General features: G+C 73.5%; 16 protein-coding genes. 3 read left to right on the top strand and 13 right to left on the bottom strand.

All coding sequences use genetic code 11. The features are described from left to right. Window positions 1–62: 62 nt before the first annotated feature. Window positions 63–1,070, bottom strand: coding sequence for a linear amide C-N hydrolase (locus EV382_RS08285; RefSeq protein WP_130400995.1), 1,008 nt, complete (start codon window positions 1,068–1,070; stop codon window positions 63–65). Window positions 1,071–1,250: 180 nt separating this feature from the next. On the opposite strand from EV382_RS08285, the gene EV382_RS08280 reads away from it, so the two are divergent. Next, window positions 1,251–2,477 carry an ArsB/NhaD family transporter gene (locus EV382_RS08280; protein WP_130400994.1) on the top strand — a complete coding sequence of 409 codons (1,227 nt, stop codon included), beginning with the start codon at window positions 1,251–1,253 and terminating at the stop codon, window positions 2,475–2,477. A 36-nt stretch (window positions 2,478–2,513) separates the two neighbouring features. On the opposite strand, the gene EV382_RS08275 is transcribed toward EV382_RS08280, so the two are convergent. The 11 genes from EV382_RS08275 to EV382_RS08225 all read right to left on the bottom strand — a co-directional run bounded on the left by EV382_RS08275 (window position 2,514) and on the right by EV382_RS08225 (window position 13,152). Beyond that, a complete protein-coding gene (locus tag EV382_RS08275) occupies window positions 2,514–2,990 on the bottom strand; it encodes a DUF1203 domain-containing protein (RefSeq protein ID WP_130400993.1) in 477 nt (158 codons plus the stop codon). A 69-nt stretch (window positions 2,991–3,059) separates the two neighbouring features. Further along, window positions 3,060–3,887: a MerR family transcriptional regulator gene (locus EV382_RS08270; protein WP_130400992.1), complete on the bottom strand. Its 828-nt coding sequence runs from the start codon at window positions 3,885–3,887 to the stop codon at window positions 3,060–3,062. A gap of 58 nt (window positions 3,888–3,945) precedes the next feature. After that, complete coding sequence (locus tag EV382_RS08265) at window positions 3,946–5,535, bottom strand: asparagine synthetase B family protein (RefSeq protein ID WP_130400991.1); 1,590 nt, start codon at window positions 5,533–5,535, stop codon at window positions 3,946–3,948. Window positions 5,536–5,539: 4 nt separating this feature from the next. After that, on the bottom strand, window positions 5,540–6,508 hold the full coding sequence (locus EV382_RS08260) for a DUF5715 family protein (protein ID WP_130400990.1): 969 nt from the start codon (window positions 6,506–6,508) through the stop codon (window positions 5,540–5,542). Window positions 6,509–6,837: 329 nt separating this feature from the next. Further along, window positions 6,838–7,635 carry an isocitrate lyase/PEP mutase family protein gene (locus tag EV382_RS08255; protein WP_130400989.1) on the bottom strand — a complete coding sequence of 266 codons (798 nt, stop codon included), beginning with the start codon at window positions 7,633–7,635 and terminating at the stop codon, window positions 6,838–6,840. Continuing rightward, window positions 7,632–8,666: a cytochrome P450 gene (locus EV382_RS08250; protein ID WP_244236593.1), complete on the bottom strand. Its 1,035-nt coding sequence runs from the start codon at window positions 8,664–8,666 to the stop codon at window positions 7,632–7,634. Before EV382_RS08250 ends, EV382_RS08255 begins: the two co-directional genes overlap by 4 nt. Before the next feature lie 71 nt (window positions 8,667–8,737). Further along, the gene (locus tag EV382_RS08245) at window positions 8,738–9,481 is read right to left on the bottom strand and encodes an ArsR/SmtB family transcription factor (RefSeq protein WP_130400988.1); all 744 of its coding nucleotides are present in this window, start codon (window positions 9,479–9,481) and stop codon (window positions 8,738–8,740) included. Window positions 9,482–9,526: 45 nt separating this feature from the next. Continuing rightward, on the bottom strand, window positions 9,527–10,045 hold the full coding sequence (locus tag EV382_RS08240) for a 2'-5' RNA ligase family protein (protein ID WP_130400987.1): 519 nt from the start codon (window positions 10,043–10,045) through the stop codon (window positions 9,527–9,529). Window positions 10,046–10,103: 58 nt separating this feature from the next. Next, a complete protein-coding gene (locus tag EV382_RS08235) occupies window positions 10,104–11,303 on the bottom strand; it encodes a low temperature requirement protein A (RefSeq protein ID WP_130400986.1) in 1,200 nt (399 codons plus the stop codon). A gap of 92 nt (window positions 11,304–11,395) precedes the next feature. Beyond that, window positions 11,396–12,001, bottom strand: a complete 606-nt coding sequence (locus tag EV382_RS08230) for a response regulator transcription factor (RefSeq protein WP_130400985.1) — start codon at window positions 11,999–12,001, stop codon at window positions 11,396–11,398. Next, on the bottom strand, window positions 11,998–13,152 hold the full coding sequence (locus tag EV382_RS08225) for a sensor histidine kinase (protein WP_130400984.1): 1,155 nt from the start codon (window positions 13,150–13,152) through the stop codon (window positions 11,998–12,000). Before EV382_RS08225 ends, EV382_RS08230 begins: the two co-directional genes overlap by 4 nt. A 132-nt stretch (window positions 13,153–13,284) precedes the next feature. On the opposite strand from EV382_RS08225, the gene EV382_RS08220 reads away from it, so the two are divergent. Next, entirely contained in the window at window positions 13,285–14,193 is a 909-nt protein-coding gene (locus EV382_RS08220) for a hypothetical protein (protein WP_208758339.1), read from the top strand. 105 nt (window positions 14,194–14,298) lie between these two features. Then, window positions 14,299–16,032 carry a DEAD/DEAH box helicase gene (locus EV382_RS08215; RefSeq protein WP_130400983.1) on the top strand — a complete coding sequence of 578 codons (1,734 nt, stop codon included), beginning with the start codon at window positions 14,299–14,301 and terminating at the stop codon, window positions 16,030–16,032. 66 nt (window positions 16,033–16,098) lie between these two features. On the opposite strand, the gene EV382_RS08210 is transcribed toward EV382_RS08215, so the two are convergent. Beyond that, a complete protein-coding gene (locus EV382_RS08210; protein ID WP_341870185.1) occupies window positions 16,099–16,497 on the bottom strand; it encodes a DoxX family protein in 399 nt (132 codons plus the stop codon). Window positions 16,498–16,553: the final 56 nt, after the last annotated feature.

Raw genomic sequence — 16,553 nt, 5'->3', positions numbered from 1 at the left:
CACCGGGCCCGGCCCCCGATCCACGGGGGTCGGGCCCGGCCACGTCCGGGAGAGCGGACCCGTCAGCTCATCGGCAGGTGGTAGCGCCGCTCACCAGCACCGGTAGCGGTGACCAACCGGACCTCGCCGCTGCGCAGACCGTACGTGACAGACCAGCGGGTGTGCCCCTGACGGACGGCGGCAAGCAACCGGTGCGCCGCGGCGACGTCCAGCACCGCGTCGGCGTCGGTCAACGCGGCGGCGATCTGCCCGTACCGGCGGTCGGTGCGCCGCCGCTGCTCGGGCACCCCGACGACCGGTACGTTCGTCAGCGCCTGCCAGCCGCCCGTGCCCCGCTCGACCCGCAGCTCACCATCGACGAACTCGATCACCGCTGACGCTCCGGTCGCGTCGGCCAGCAGGTAGTGCAGCGGCGGCCCACCGTCGAAGTCGAGGTTGTGCCCGCTGAACACGGCGATCGCCTCGTCGACGGTGGCGGCCCGGTCCAGCACCAGCCGCAGGATCCGGACCGAGCCGACGGTGGGCCTGCCCGGCACCGGCCGGGCCGTGGCCGCGTCGTCGGCGGCGAGCCCCACCGCGAGGCCCCGCTCGTTCATCCCGTCGAAGGGCAGCAGCGGAGCGTTGAGCAGCCGTCGGTCCCCGGCCGGGTCCGCGCCGACCCCGAGGTAGGAGATGTCGACCAGCGACAGGGACGCGTACCCGTCCGGCGGGTCGGTCCGCAGCACCAGCGCCGGGTTGGCGTCCCAGTCGAAGTTGCGGGCGAACACGGGCCGCTCGGGGTCGCCCGCGGCGACGAACAACGAGCAACCGAACGGGCTGGGCGCTGCGGCGTCGGTGCCCACCGTCGGGTCGTACGCCCCGACGTAGGTCATCTCGTACAGCGGCAGGTCGTCCACCCGACGCAGGCTGGCCATGGTCTGCTCGACCTGGGTGGCGTCCTGCCGGGAGGCGGTCGGCGTGGCCGCGGGCACCGGCGACGCGATCGGCGGCGCACCTGCCGACCCGGGTGTCGTGCAGGAGGTGAGGGCGAGCAGCAGGGCCGTCGAGACGGCCGGCAATGTCCTGCGCATACCCGTTGGACGCTATGGGACCGATCGACGGTTGTCCACCGCCCCGGTGCGGTCTGTCGGATTGCGTCGCCGGGGTGATCCGGCCGGCTTTGCGTGGACGCCGCCCGCGCCTATGGGACGGGTCACCAAGACGGCCGCAGCGGAGGCGGACGGCCGGACACTGTGCCAGCGTGATTCCACGTGACACTCGCCGTCGGCACCCCGCCCGCCCCGCCCGCCCCGCCCGTACGCTGGCGTCCCCAGCCGCTCGACCTGGTGGCGGTGTTCCTCGCGGTGGCCGGCGCGGCGTGCGCGCTGGGTGGGGTGCTGCCCCGCGCCGACACCACCGCCACCCTGCACCGGGTCCTGCCACTGCTGCTCTTCCTCGGCTCCGTGATCGTGCTTGCCGAGCTGACCGCCGTGGCAGGAGTCTTCGACGTGCTGGCCAGCCGGCTGGCCCGCGCCGCCGGGGGCAGTTGGGCGGCGCTGTTCCTGCTCTGCGGCGGCCTGGCCACGCTGACCACACTCGTGCTCAACCTGGACACCACCGCGGTGCTGCTCACCCCGGTGCTGCTCGCGCTGGCCCGCGGCCTGCGCGTCCCGGCTGCCCCGCTCGCGGTCACCACGGTCTGGCTGGCCAACACCGCCAGCCTGCTGCTGCCGGTGTCCAACCTGACCAACCTGCTGGCCGCCGACCGGATCGGGCTGGCCCCGCTGGCCTACGCGGCGCGGATGGCGCTGCCGCAGCTCACCGCGGTCGCGGTCACCCTGGCGCTGCTCTGGTGGGCGTGGTGGCGGCGGCACCGCCCGGCCGGAGGCCGCTTCGTTCCACCCACCCGCCACGTGCCCTCGGATCCGGTGCTGCACCGCATCGCACTCGCCGGTTGCCTGCTCTTCGTCGCCGGCATCCTCTCCGGCGTGGAGATCGCCCTCGCCTCGACGGTCGCCGTCGCGGTGGTGCTGCTCGGGTTCGTCGTCCGCTCCCCCGCGACGCTGCGCCCGGGGTTGGTGCCGTTGCGGCTGCTGCTCTTCGTCACCGGCCTGTTCCTGGTGGTGCAGACCCTCGGCCGGTTCGGGCTGGACGACCTGGTCGTCGGGCTGCTCGGCACCGACGGCGGGGCGCTCGGGGCGCTGCGCGCCGGTGGCACCGGTGCGGTGCTGGCGAACGCCGTGAACAACCTGCCGGCCTACCTGGCCGGCGAGTCGGTGCTGCACACCGGTGACGGAACCCGGCTGCTGGCACTGCTGATCGGCACCAACATCGGGCCGCTGGCCGCACCCTGGGCGTCGCTGGCGACCCTGCTGTGGTTCGAGCGGTGCCGGGCGGCCGGCGTGGCGGTGCCGGTGACCCGGTTCGTGGTGACCAGCGTCCTGCTGGCGGTCACCGGCACGTTCGCCGCGGTCGGCGCGCTGCTGGTGACGAGCTGAACGCCCGTCACCAGCAGCGCGATGGAGCGGGACACGTCACCCGGCGGCGCGCTCCACGGCGAACATGAAGCAGCCGTACACCACGTTGCGACTGTGCAGCTCGTACACGGCCGGGTCGGCGAACAACTCGGCGATCACCGCCTCCGGGTCCGTGCCGTCGTGCAGGCGACCGCCGTGGATCCGGCCCTGCCGGTCGTACGCCCGCAGGACCTGGGCTCGCCCCCGCCAGGCCGGCGGGTGGCCACCCGCCGGCTCCGGTCCCGAACAGGCGACGGCGTGCGCGAAGACCGGACCGATCTCCCGGTACGGGCCGGCGGCGCCCGGCGGCGCGTAGCCGAAGAGCAGCAGCGCCTCGCCTGCCTCGGCGTCGCGCAGGCAGCAGCGCAGCGGTTCCCCGCCGCCGGCCGGGAGCGCCTCGACGGGCCGGTCGGCGGCGTCGTGGCGGGTGCAACGGACGGTGTCGAGCGTCCGGGCCTCCAGGGCACGGATCAGGAAGGCGGTGCTGGTCGTCATGCGTCCAGCCTGGCCCGGCGACGGCGCGGATGCTGGCGGTGATCGGACCTGACGCTGGTGGACCCAGGCTCAGTCCCGGTACACGGCGATCTGAAGTTCGGTGACGCCCTTCTCCGGGGTGTCCGGACAGTAGTCCAGGTAGACCTCGCGGGCGAACCCGTCGGTGCGGTAGCCGTTCTCCTCGATCCACCGGGCGAGCGCCTGCATGCTCGGCTCGACGTCGTCCATCGCACCGTGATGGATGATCGTCGCGGCGGTGGGCACCGGGGCCAGGTCGCGCACCGCGACGTCGGGGGCGGCGGACGGCTCGGCGTCGACGAGCACCCCGGCGTGTACGACGACGGCGTCCCCGCCGGGATCGACCGGCTCGTACCAGGCGATGGTGGGCCCGGTCGGGGTGACGCCGGCGGCCGACAACCGGCGGAACAGCTCGGGGTAGAGCGGCTGGATCACCGGGCCGATGTCCTCGCCCTCGTAGCTGGCCGCGATGGCGGTCAGCTCGGCGACGCGGACCGGCGCGATCTCTTTGAGTACGACGTCCTGGCTGGTCATCCGACCCTCCGACTCGATCATTCGGAGCCTCGCTTCGACGGCCGTCAACCGGGCCGTGTCGGCGGCCAACTGCTCCGCCAGCTGGCTGCGGCGCAACCGCAGCATGCCGCGCAGCTCGGCCACGTCGACGGCGTCGTCGACGATCGCGCGCACCTGTTCGAGGGTGAGGCCCAACTCCTTGAGGGCGATCACCCGGTTGAGTCGGCGCAGCTGGTCCGCCCGGTAGAACCGGTAGCCGGTGTGCGGGTCGACGCTGGCCGGGCGGAGCAGCCCGATGCTGTCGTAGTGACGCAGCATCCGCACCGACACCCGGCCGAGTCTGGCGAAGTCTCCGATGGTGAACATGGTCCCCCCACACTCGTCCCTGACACCGTGTCAGAGTCAAGCGTGGCGTGGGGGGCCGTCAGTTGCGGGCCGGACGCGGGCCGACCAACCGGCGCACCACCGGGGCCGCGTTCCACTTCGCCGCCCCGACCAGGTCGCGGGCGTGCTCCAGGACCGTGTAGTCGGGTCGGGTCAACCCGTCGGCGATGGCCCGGTCCAGGTCGTTGCCGCAGCGGCTCAGCACGCTGTCGAAGTCCCGACGGACCGGCTCCTGCAGGTCGTATCCGAACGAGCGGTGCAGCCGGGCGAAGAGCGGCTTGTACAACCGGACCCGCTCGTGCAACCCCGACGAGTACGACATCGGGTTCTTCGGACGACGCACGATGTACTCGGGCAGCATGTCGGCGAACGCCCGCCGGACGATCCACTTCTCCTGCCCGCCGCGCAGCTTCAGCTCCACCGGCAGCCGCATCGCCAGCTCCACCACACTGAGGTCGAGGAACGGCACCCGGGCCTCCACGCCGTGGGCCATGGCGGCCCGGTCGACCCGCTGCAACTCGGTGCGGCACAGGTTGCGGATCCGGTGCAGGAACAGCCTGCGGGCCGCCGCCGGGCCGACCTGGTGGTACATCGGGTACCCGCCGAACAGCTCGTCGGAGCCGTCACCGGTCAGCACCACCTTGATGCCCAGGTCCCGCAGCCGCCGGAAGATCGGCACCGAGACGACCGCGTTGATGATGTCGCCGTACTCGGTCAGCTCGGAGATCCGGATGGCCTCGCGGACGTCGGCGAGCCGGATGTCGCGCGGACGCAGCTCGACCACCACATGCGGCACGTCGAGGTCGGCGGCGAGCCGCCGGGCGTACGCCACGTCGGGGCTGTCCGCCACGCCGACCGTCACCGCGACGCAGTCCGGGTGGATGTCGCGCACCTGCCGCAGGGTCAGTGAGCTGTCCAGACCACCGGAGAGCACCACCCCGACGGTCAGGTCGGTCTCCACCCGCATCCGGATCGCGTCGCTGAGCGCGGCACGGACCAGCAGCGCGGCCTCGTCCGGGTCGTCGATGACCGGCAGGCCGTCGCCGAGGGTGAGCAGGTCGACGTACGGGCTCACCCGCACGTGCCCGTCCGCCTCCGCCCAGCCGTGGTGCCCGGGCGGCACCTCGACGATCGGGGCGCCGTGCCCGACGAGCGCCTTGACCTCGGAGGCAAGCTGCAGGCAGCCGGGGCGACGGGCCCAGTACAGCGGCTTGACCCCGAGCGGGTCGCGGGCCAGGTACGCCCGTCCGGTGGCCCGTTCGACGACCGCGAAGGCGAACTCACCACGCAGCCGGGTCACCGCCGCCTCGCCCCACTGCTGGAACGCGGCGAGCAGCACCTCGGTGTCGCTCTCGGTGCGGAAGCTCTGCCCCAGGCGGGTCAACTGCGCCCGCAGCTCCCGGTAGTTGAAGATCTCGCCGTTGAAGCAGAGCAGCCACCGCTCGTCGGTCGACGTCCACGGCTGCACCGCCCGGTCCCGGTCCACGACCCGCAGCCGGCGGGTGCCGGCGAGCAGCCCGCTCTCGGACCGGGTCTCGGTGACCTCGCCGCGCGGGGCCAGAGTGGCGAGCATCCGCCGGAAGGTCGCCGGGTCGGCCTCGGGGCCGATGCTCAACGCGATGCCGCACACCGGCTCAGACCCCCATCTCGGCCTCGTACGCCCGGCGTAGGCGACGCCGGGCGGTGGGCGCGAGGCACAGGTGCCAGGCCTGCCCCTCGTCGATCACGTTCAGCTCGCCGGCCTCCTGCCGGCTCAGCAGCAGCTCCGCCAGGGCGTCCCGCGCGCCGAACCGCTCGAACCAGGCCAGTTCGACGTCGACGGAGTAGCCGAGGCAGTGTCCACTGGGCAGCATCGCCGCGTAGCCCAGGCGGCGCAGCCGGTACTGGTGTTCGGCGCTGCGGACCAGGCTGGTCACCCAGAGCGGCGGGGTGCCCGGCGGCGCGACGGCGGTGAACTCTCGTCCGATGTCGTTGAGCAGCGCCACCACCTCGCGTCGGGCGCGGCGGAACAGCAGCCCCGCGGTGTGCGGGGTGGCGTCGGGGCGTAACCGGCGGCGCAGCCCGCGGGCGGCCCGGCCCAGTATCGTGGCGGGCTGCTCCTGGTAGCGGAAGCGCAGCAGGTCGCGGCGGCGCAGCCACTCCAGGTCGACCAGCTCGGCGCTGCCGTTGACCTGGTCGTCGGTGACGAAGGTCGGCGCGTCCTGCCACCACAGCACGTCGATGCGGGAGAGCAGGTAGATCCGGACCAGCGCGTTGAGGTCACTGGCCGAGGTGCGGTGGTTCGGCTGGTAGCGGGCCATCTCCAGCAGCAACGTCTCGCGCGCGCCGATCAGCCCCTGCGGCGTGGCGTCGAGGACCGCCGCGAGCGCCGGCTCCCGCAGCCGCTCGTCGATGAGCACCTGCCGGGCCCGGGTGCTCGCCGCGTCGGCCAGGGCGCCGACCTCGACCAGCAGGTCGGCGACGGCGGCCCGGTAGGCGGCCAGGTCGGGCGCCGAGGTGGGCAGGCGGCGGGGGGCCGTGCCGGGGGGCCGACGGCGGGCCGGGGCGGTGGGCGACGGAGGCGAACCGGGTTGCTGTCCCGGGCTACGGCTGGGCACTCGCATGACGGGTCCCTCTCTCCGGTCACGGCACTGGTGGTTCGCCCTGAAACACACCGTAATCGTCAGGACCGGAAGGGACCGAACAATCCTCCTATCTCCCCCCGAACGGAGCACGAACGACGCGCTCGCGGGGTGTGGTCGTGGGGTGGGGTGCCTTTGGAGCTGATGTCGTCAACGCATCACCGCCGCCGGCTTCGCAAGCAGCCCCCGTGATGCCACAAACGATTCAGCTCCAAAGGCACCGACCAACACAGCAACCCACCGACCGCCGACCGCCGACCGGCCGCCACCATCAGGCGCCGGCCGGCACCGTCAGGCGCCGGCCGGCACCGTCAGGCGCCGGCCGTCGGCACCAGGGCTTGCACCTCGGCGTACGACGGGAGGACCGCCGGTGCGGTGGGCCGGCCGAGGCGGACGGCGTCGGCAGCGTCGAGCGCGGCGCCCAGTGCGGCCCGGAACAGCAGCGAGCCGGTACTGACCCGGGCCACCCCGGCGGCGCTCAGCTCGGCCAGTCCCGGGCCGCCCGGCTGGTACAGCGCGTTCACCGGAGCGTCGATGCGTTCGGTGAGAATCCGCAGCGTGGCCAGGTCGACGGTGCCGGGTACGAAGATCCCGTCGGCGCCGGCCGCCCGGTAGGCACGAGCACGGGCCAGGGTCTGCGGCAGCGGGTCGTCCACACCGAGCCACCAGGTGTCGGTGCGGGCGTTGACGAACAGGTGCGGCACCGCCGACTTCACGGCCGCGACCTTGGCGGCAACGCACCCGGGGTCGGCCAGCGTGCCGTCCGGCCGGCCGTCCTCCAGGTTGATCCCGACCACGCCGAGCCCGGCCAGCTCCGCCGCGTAGTCGGCGACCGCCGCCGGGTCGTCGCTGAAGCCGGCTTCGATGTCGACGCTGAGCAGGACCGCAAGGGTGGCGAGCCGGCGGGCCAGTGCCAGGGTCTCGCCGGCGGTGGACCCGGTGCCGTCGGGTCGGCCCGCGGTTGCGGCCACGCCGAGACTGGTGGTGCCGACCGCCGGGTGCCCGCGCGCGGCGAGCGCCGCGGCCGAGGCGTGGTCCCAGGCGTTCGGCAGCAGCAGGGGCTGGTCGCCGTGGTGCAGGGCGCGGAAGCGCGCAGATCGCTCGGTCATCGGGTGCTCACCTCAAGGTTGATCGGAACGCGCAGGGTCGGGTGCGTCTCGTGCCGCAACGGGGTCGGGATGCGCCAGCACCGCTCCCGCAGCACGTCGTGCACCCCGGCGGCCAGCGCCAGGGCGTGCCGGTCGCCGGGGCAGCCGCGCTCTCCCGTCCCGAAGGTCAACATCGCGGCGCCGGGCCGACCGGGCTGGAACGTCGCGGGCTCGGTGAACGCCTGTGGGTCACGGTTGGCCGCGTCGAAGCGCAGCAGCACGGGGCTGCCCGCCGGCAGTTCCTGCCCGCCCAGCCGTACCGCGTCGACGGTGACCCGTCGGGTGGCCCGGACCGGCGGGTCGAGGCGCAGCACCTCGGCCAGCAGGTCGGCGGTCGCCGCCGTGGCCGGTGTTCGCGGCGCGGCCGTGGGCAGCAGGTGATGGGCGGCGGCACCGATCAGGCCGGCCGTCGCGTCGCACGCCTGCACGAGCAGACCGATCAGGTTCGCGCGCACCTCTGGCGAGCCGTGCGGCGCGAGCGTCAGCAGCGCCACCACCGCCCGGTCGGCCCGCGCGGTCAACGCCGGGTCCACCCCCGGGTGGTACGCCGCCGCGACGTCCGCGACCGCCGTCCCGGCGGCTGCCGGATCAGCGAAACCGAGGCGCTCGGCCAACGCCCGCAGCGGCACCGGCCGGGCCAGTTCCCGCATCACGTCGACGCGGTCGCCGGCCCGGTCGAGCACGGCCACGGTCAACCGCGCGGCATCCTGCCGCAGCTCGTTCGGGTCCAGTGGCGCCAGCGCCGCGACCACGACCGCCCGACGCTCGGGGTGCTGTCGCGGCGAGCTGAACCGGCTGACCGTGGCGCGCAGCCAGGCGAGGGTCCCCATCGGACCCGTATCGACGGCCGGTACCTGGAACGCCGGGTGGGTCAGCGCGGTGCGCAGGTCGGCGTGGCGCGTCACCGTCCAGCCGCGCTCCGGCGCGAACGAGGGCGGGCCACAGGTTGGCGTTTGCGGGGCGGGCGCGATGACGGGCCAGTTGTCGGTCACCGCCCGACCGTAGGGCGGGAACCTTTCGGCCCGCACCGAACGATCACGTCGCAGTCGGCTGAGGTCGCCGGTCAGGCGCGTCCGCTCGTGGGCGGCGCGGCCACCGGCGGATCGAGGGTGTGCGCGGGGATGGACAGGGCCGCGGCCAGGCCAGCGCGGCCGGTGGGCGTGAGCCGGACGGCACGGCCGGTGCCGGGGCTGATCCAGCCCAGGTCGGTGAAGCGGCGGCAGAGCGCCGCGCCGAGCGCGCCGGCCAGGTGTGAGCGGCGTTCGGTCCAGTCCAGGCAGTCGCGGACCACCGGGCGGCGGGCGGCGCGCAGCACGTCGACGGGTACGCCCAACTCGGCCACCCAGGCCCACCCGTCGGGTGTCAGCGCCAACCCGCTGGACCGGTCGAGCCGGCGCTCGGTGAGCAGCGCGTCGTACATCAGCACGCCCAGCCGCCCCGCCAGGTGGTCATAGCAGGTCCGCGCGTACGCCAGCGAAGCGGTGGCGGTGGTCGCCCGCAGCGACCCGCTCGGCGCGGGCGTGGCCGGGGCGTGCCCGGCCAGGTCCTCGATCAGCCGGGCCACCGACGGCCCGGCCAGACGCAGGTAGCGGTGTCGGCCCTGCCGTTCCTCGACGAGCAGCCCACCCAGCACCAGACGGGTGAGGTGGTCGCTGGCCGTCGATGGTGCGACCCCGGCGCGTCGGGCCAGCTCACCGGCGGTCCACGCCCGCCCGTCGAGCAGCGCCAGGCACATCCCGGCGCGGGTGCCGTCGGCCAGCAGGGCCGCCAGCTCGGCCATTCCCCGGCCATCGGTGCCAACGCTCATCGCGTCAGTCTAGGGAGGCGGGCGTCGAGCCGGTGATCAGCGCCGTCAGCGGTGCCGGGTCAACGGGGTCACGGTCCGGTCTGTGCCGTCGTAACTGCGAGCGGCGTCGAACGCGCCCGTCGGCCGCTGGCCACCGGCGACGGCACGGGCCATCCGCAGGTCCGCGTTGCGGAAACGCAGGGCCAGGCTCAGGTGCGGCACCCACGCGTCTGGCGCGTGCCATGGGCGGTGACCGTCGGCTTCGGCGAGGACATCCCAGACGGCGGTGTGCAGCGCGGTCAGCGCCGGGGTGGGTCGGACGAGCCAGACCAGGGGGGCGCTGCCGTCGAGGACCACGACCCGCTCGAGCGTGACCGGCACCGGCAACGCGGCGTCGAACAGCTCGGCCAGCCGGTGCTCGACTCCCGGCGGGAACTCGGCGACAGCGGCGAGGGTGAGGTGCGGACGGTTGGTCGGATGGATGTTGCGGGCCAGGCTGGGCAACCCGGCGGCGGCCAGTCGGCTCCAGACCGCCCGGACCGCGACCTCCACGCCGGGTGAGCAGACCAGTTCCACCGTACGCACCCCGACACGGTAGCCGGGTGGTGAACGCCACCGCGCAGGTCGGGACTGGGCCCCACCGTCAGGCCGGGTGGCGGCGGAGCGCGTTCCCGCCGGACGCCGGGTTGACCTCACCCGCGGTCCGGGCGCGGTGGGTCAGGTCGAAGATGGCGACGACGGTGATGGTCGCCGCGCCCAGCAGGCCCACCGCCAGCGGCGGGAGTTGCGCCGCCACCGGGCTCAGGAGGAGGCACGCCACCACGGCCGCGAGGCAGTGCTTCGTCAGGCGGCCGAACACCCACACCTCGAAGATCATCCGCCCGACGAGGAAGGTCAGCGGCCCGACCAGGATCGCCACGACGTTGCCGGCCGACCGGTGCGCGTCGGGCCCCTTCAGCATCAGCTCGCCGCCGATGCCGGTGAGCAGGATGCCCGCCACCATCAGCAGGTGGGTGTAGCTCGCCCGCAGGTTGAGCCGGTACGGGTCCACGGCGGTGTCGATCTTCGCGGCGAGACTGCTCGTGGTGCGGTAGAAGTAGGTCCACCAGAGGAAGACAACCGTCCAGAAGGTGAGCAGGAACGCGGTGGTGTCGACCAGGTCCCGGCTCGACAGCCGGTAGAAGTTGCCGGTGGCCAGGATCGTCTCGCCGAGGGCCAGGATGATGAACTGCCGGTACCGCTCGCTGAGGTGTTCGCCGGAGAGGTGCCACTCGTCGGCCCGCGCCCGGCCGAGCCGCGGTACCGGCCACCCCAGCACCGGCCCCGAGTAGTCGATCGCCAACGCGGCCCCCCACAGGAGGACACGCGTTTCCGCGCCGCTGGCCGCCGCCCCGGCGAACCAGAGCACCGCGGACAGCAGATACCAGACGATCCCCCGTACCGGCCGACGCCAGGATGGGGTGCCGCGCAGGTAGAAGGCCATGACCAGGGTTCGGCCGAGGTGAATCCCGAGGTACGCGCCCACGAAGACGAAGGCCTGATCGCCGAAGGCGTCCGGGACGTTGATGGACATCAGCAGGCTGCCGAGCATCACGCAGATGATCACGACCTGCACCGTGGGTCGTTCGCAGTCGAGGCTGTCGGTGGCCAGGTTGGTGTTGTACCAGATCCACCAGAAGGCGAGCAGGAAGATCACGGCCTGCGCGTCGGCGAGCAGGCTGGGCTCTTCGACCAGGGTCGCCGACAGCCGGCCGAGGGTGAAGATGAAGACGAGGTCGAAGAACAACTCGACGGCGCTGGACCGCACCGGGTCGACCGGACCCGCCGCGACTTTTCTGGGCATTTGTCCATCTTGGCAGCCGATGGGGAGACGACGACCAGAGCGCCGCTATCGCGTGCCGCGCAGACCAGGCGCGGTGCCGCTGCTGTCGACGCTCAGAGCCAGCCGTTGTCCCGGGCGGTACGGACCGCCTCGGCCCGGTCGGCAGCGCCGAGCTTCTGCACAGCGGCGGAGAGGTGGTTACGAACGGTGCCGGTGGACAGGTGCACCCGGCGGGCGATCACCGCGACCGGGGCACCGACCTCGGCCAGCCGTAGCGTCTCCAGTTCCCGTGGGGTCAGCGGGCACGGGGGCAGGGTCAACGCGTCGGCGGCCAACGACGGGTCGACGTAGCGACCGCCACCGTGCACCCGGCGAATCACGTCGGCGAGCGCCCCACCCGGCGCACCCTTGGGCAGGAACCCTCGCGCGCCGGCGGTCAGCGCCTGGCGCAGGTGCCCGGGCCGGCCGTGCCCGGTCAGCACGACCACCGCGCAGTCAGGTCGAACCCGGGTCAGCTCGGCGGCCACCGCGATGCCGTCCAGGCCCGGCATCTCCAGGTCCACCACTGCCACGTCCGGGCGGTGCGCCAGCGCCGCGCTGACGGCCGCCGGACCGTCGGCGGCGTGCGCCACCACCTCGACGTCCGGTTCCAGGTCGAGCAACGCGGCGACGGCGACCCGGATCAGCTCCTCGTCGTCGGCGAGCAGGACGCGGATCACGACGGCGCCGGCACTGTGGCTTCGAGGGTGAAGATCGCGTCTTCCCGGCGTACCCGCAACTCTCCCCCGGCGGCGGCGAGTCGGTCGGCCAACCCCCGCAGGCCGTGGCTGTGCGCGTCCGGGCCGCTGTCGTCGACGCCGTCGTTGGCCACCGTCATCCTGGCCACGTCATCCTCCCGATCGATGCGGATCCGGCACCAGTCGGCCCGACTGTGCCGCAGCACGTTGGTGCTCGCCTCGCGTAGCACCGCCGCCAGCTCGATGGCTGCGGGCTGCGGCAGGTCCGCCGGCAGTGGCAGAACTGTGCACCGCACCCCGCAGGAGCGCAGCACCCCCACCACCGCGGTGAGCTGTTCGTCGAGGTCGACGGCCCGGTAGCCGTGCACGGTCTCCCGTACCTCGCTCAGCGCGGAGGCGGCCAACCGTTGCACCTCGGCGGCTTCCCTCCCGGCCCGTTGCGGGTCGACCGGAGCGAGCCGGGCGGCGAGTTCGGCCTTCAACGCGATCACCGTGAGGCGGTGCCCGAGGACGTCGTGCACGTCGCGGGCGAAGCGCAACCGCTCCTCGGCGGCGGCCAGCCGCGCCTGGGCGGCCTGGCCCTGCCGGGCCTCCACGAGCAGGTCCCAGAACCAGACCTGGAACCCGTTGACGGCGGCCACTGCCGCGCCGATCCCACCGGTCACGGCGAGGTGGCGCGGAACGGAACCGCCGGTCCACCAGGCCACCGCGACCGCCACCGCCAGGACGCCGACCGCGACCGTCAGCCCGGCCCGCCACCGCACCAGCAGCGGCGTCATGCCGATCAGCGCCGCGCCGAGCCAGGCCCACGTCGGCCACCTGCCGGCCGCCACCGGACCCACCAGCGGAACGGTCAGCACCGCCACCGCGACCAGGCTCAGCTCGGCCCGCCGCCGCCAGCGCCGGTCGAGCCACGGCGTCACCGCCGCGTACAGCACGACGGTCTGGGCGATCACGAAGGCGAGGATGCCGACCGTGCCGAGCACCACCCGGCCCGGGTCGGCCTCGCGGGTCAGGCCGACCGCCGGTAGCAGGACGCTCGCCCAGATGCCGCTGGCCAGCGACACCAGCGTCGCGGCCCGGGCGCGGCGCAGCCGTCGGTCCGCCCGGGGAGTCACCGCCTCGCTCGCCACGCACCGATCCTAGGGCCGTCCCTGGCACGGTCCACCCCTGCGAACTGTCACGGTTGGACCGTGCGGCCCGCACGGTTTTCCGGTGACGATCGGGTCTGCCGGCCGCACCGGGTGCACCGGCAGGGTCGAGGCATGAAAAACACCCGGATGTACGCGGACAGCCGCACCGCCGTACCGTCGCCCGCGCCAGTGCCCACCGACGAGCCGACCCCCTCGGCCCCGACACCGACCGCCGCGGCACCGGCGAGCAGCCGGCGGCTGCTGTGGCACCTGGGCGAGATGGCCCTGGCGATGGTCGCCGGGATGCTGCTGCTCGGGCCGTTGTGGGACCTGGCCGGCACCGCGCTGGGCATCGGCGACGCGCTGGCCCGGCCGGAGGTCGCCGCACTGGTGATGGCCACGAACATGACGGTCGGGATGACGGTGGGGATGCGCTACCGGGCGCACCGCTGGCACGCGGTCGGCGAGATGGCCGCCGCGATGTACGTCCCGTTCCTGCTGTTGCTCGTGCCGTTTCGGGCCGGCCTGATCGACGCCGACGCGCTGCTGCTCGGCGGTCACCTGCTGATGATTCCCGCGATGGTGCTGGTGGCGGTCCGACACCGGCACGAGGCGTCGGCGCCGGCACGCCGACACCGGGTCGTGGTGGCGCTCGCCCACCGCTGGCCGGCCGGGTTGGCGCTGCTGATGACCGTGGAGATGTGGGTCGACCCGAGCGTGCTCAGCCCGTGGACGATGCTGGTGCTGCCGGGCGGCTACCTGCTGATCGGCGTGGCCCGCCGCACGCTGGGCGGGCGCGGCGTGCTCGCCACCCAACTCGCCGGTCTGGCCGTCTGGGTCGCCCTGACGCTGGTCGCGGTGAAGGCCGGCGGGCGGACCGCCGACTGGCTGGTGGCGTTCGGGTGGTTGGCGCACGCCGGCTGGGACCTGGCGCACCACCGCGGCCGGGTGGTGCCGCGCGGCTACGCCGAGTTCTGCGTGGTGCTCGACGTGGCCCTCGCCGCGGTGATGGTACTGGCCATCCTGACCACCGACGCCTGATCGAGGCCGCCAGCGGGATCGTGCAACAGCCGCAGCACGGGCTCGGGGAGCGCACTTGTGGCGGTCGCCGCAACGGCCCCGACGGCGTGATGAAAAGCTTGGCACATGAGTTCCGCACCTGCACAGCACGACGCACCGCTTGACGCCACCACCGACGGCACCGACGAGGTGAGCGCCTTCACCGAGCTGGGGCTGCGCGCCGAGTTGCTGGGCGCGCTCGCCACCCTCGGTTACGAGGAGCCGACCCCCATCCAGCGGGAGGCCATCCCACCGCTGCTGGAGGGTCGGGACCTGCTGGGTCAGGCGGCCACCGGCACCGGCAAGACGGCCGCGTTCGCGCTGCCGCTGCTGAACCTCATGACGGCGCACCGCCAGGGCGGTGACCCGGTGGCGCTGGTGCTGGTGCCGACCCGGGAGTTGGCGGTGCAGGTCTCCGAGGCGTTCCACCGCTACGGCAAGGACCTGGGCGCGCGGGTGCTGCCGATCTACGGTGGGCAGCCGATCGGGCGGCAGCTGCGGGCACTGGACAACGGTGTCGACGTGGTGGTGGCCACCCCGGGGCGGGCCCTCGACCACATCGCCCGGGGCACCCTGCGCCTCGGTGGTCTGGCCACGGTGGTGCTCGACGAGGCCGACGAGATGCTCGACATGGGTTTCGCCGAGGACATCGAGGCGATCCTGGAGCACGCTCCGGCGCAGCGTCAGACGGTGCTCTTCTCGGCCACCATGCCGTCGCGCATCGACGGGATGGCCCGCCAGCACCTGCGGGAGCCGGTGCGGATCGAGATCGGCCGCGAGCAGCCGGTCGCGGGTGAGGCGCCCCGGGTGCGGCAGAGCGCGTACATCGTGACCCGGGCGCACAAGCCGGCCGCGCTGGGTCGGGTGTTGGACGTGGAGTCCCCGACCGCCGCGATCGTGTTCTGCCGCAGCCGCGAAGAGGTCGACCGGTTGACCGAGACGATGAACGGTCGCGGTTACCGCTCCGAGGCGCTGCACGGTGGCATGAGCCAGGAACAGCGCGACCGGGTCATGGGCCGGCTGCGGGCGGGCACGGCCGATCTGCTGGTGGCCACCGACGTGGCAGCCCGTGGGCTGGACGTCGAGCAGCTGACCCACGTCGTCAACTACGACGTGCCGTCGGCCCCCGAGTCGTACGTGCACCGCATCGGTCGGGTGGGTCGGGCCGGCCGCGAGGGGGTGGCGATCACCCTCGCCGAGCCGCGCGAGCACCGGATGCTCAAGACCATCGAGCGGGTGACCGGCCAGCGGATCACCATCGACAAGATCCCGACCGTCGCCGACATGCGGACCCGGCGGCTGGAGCTGACCCAGGCGGCCCTGCGGGAGAGCCTGCTGGAGGACGACCTCGACCCGTTCCGGGTGATCGTGGAGACGTTGACCGACGAGTTCGACCTGATGGAGGTCGCCCTCGCCGCCGTGAAGCTGGCCCACGAGGTGACGTCGCCGGGCTCCGACGACGAGGAGGAGATCCCGCAGGTTCCGGTGCGCGGGCCACGCGAGGGTCGACCGGACACCGGTGGCCGGGGCGGCGATCGCCGGGGCGGGGGCCGGCCACGCTCCGGCGGTGGCAACACCGTCCAGGTCTTCGTCGGCCTGGGTCGCCGCGCCGGGGTGCGCCCGCAGGATCTGGTCGGCGCGATCACCGGGGAGACCGGCATCCGTGGCCGGGACATCGGCTCGATCGAGATCGCCGACCGGTTCTCGCTGGTGGAGGTGCCGCAGGGGGTGGCCAACGAGGTCATCGCCGGGTTGCGCGCCAGCACGATCAAGGGCCGCAAGGCCACCGTGCGCCGCGACCGCGGGGGCGACGAGCGCTGAGCACGGCCGTCGGCGACCGCCGGAGTACGACGGTCGCCGACGACGCCACTCAGGTACGAGCGCGAATCAGAGGGCGTACGGCCCGAAGCGACCCCACGCCACCAGTGCGGCGAGGACGAGCAGCACCGCGCACGTCACGATGCCCTGGATCTCCACCTTGCGTCGCTCCGCCAGGGTCTCCGTCCGCACGCCGTGCAGGTGCACCACGATGCCGCCGATCATGATGATGATCAGCCCGAGCGCGGCCAGCGGGGTGAGCACGGTGGCGATGCCGGTGAGGGCGGGCAGGAAGAGCCCGATGCCGGCCAGCAGTTCGAGGGCGCCGATGGCCTTGACCTGAAGGGGCGTGGCCGCGTTCGTCCAGCCCATCGTCTCGTGCAGTTTCTCCTTGGGCTGGGTCAGCTTGACCACGCCAATGCCGCCGAAGATGGCGGCGAGCAGGATCTGAACGATCCACAGCACCATGTTCACAGGGGTTCCTCCGGGGGTACCGCCGCACGGCGGAGAGGTAGTTCAGTTTT

It is taken from the genome of Micromonospora violae (assembly GCF_004217135.1).
GTDB classification, from domain to species: domain Bacteria; phylum Actinomycetota; class Actinomycetes; order Mycobacteriales; family Micromonosporaceae; genus Micromonospora; species Micromonospora violae.
This window is presented reverse-complemented; position numbering and strand designations above follow the sequence as displayed.

Excerpts from the sequence above, each read along its gene's own strand:
- EV382_RS08285 (WP_130400995.1), bottom strand. The coding sequence starts at position 1,070 with ATGCGCAGGACATTGCCGGCCGTCTCGACGGCCCTGCTGCTCGCCCTC.
- EV382_RS08275 (WP_130400993.1), bottom strand. The coding sequence starts at position 2,990 with ATGACGACCAGCACCGCCTTCCTGATCCGTGCCCTGGAGGCCCGGACG.
- EV382_RS08270 (WP_130400992.1), bottom strand. The coding sequence starts at position 3,887 with ATGTTCACCATCGGAGACTTCGCCAGACTCGGCCGGGTGTCGGTGCGG.
- EV382_RS08260 (WP_130400990.1), bottom strand. The coding sequence starts at position 6,508 with ATGCGAGTGCCCAGCCGTAGCCCGGGACAGCAACCCGGTTCGCCTCCG.
- EV382_RS08255 (WP_130400989.1), bottom strand. The coding sequence starts at position 7,635 with ATGACCGAGCGATCTGCGCGCTTCCGCGCCCTGCACCACGGCGACCAG.
- EV382_RS08245 (WP_130400988.1), bottom strand. The coding sequence starts at position 9,481 with ATGAGCGTTGGCACCGATGGCCGGGGAATGGCCGAGCTGGCGGCCCTG.
- EV382_RS08235 (WP_130400986.1), bottom strand. The coding sequence starts at position 11,303 with ATGCCCAGAAAAGTCGCGGCGGGTCCGGTCGACCCGGTGCGGTCCAGC.
- EV382_RS08220 (WP_208758339.1), top strand. The coding sequence starts at position 13,285 with ATGAAAAACACCCGGATGTACGCGGACAGCCGCACCGCCGTACCGTCG.
- EV382_RS08215 (WP_130400983.1), top strand. The coding sequence starts at position 14,299 with ATGAGTTCCGCACCTGCACAGCACGACGCACCGCTTGACGCCACCACC.
- EV382_RS08210 (WP_341870185.1), bottom strand. The coding sequence starts at position 16,497 with ATGGTGCTGTGGATCGTTCAGATCCTGCTCGCCGCCATCTTCGGCGGC.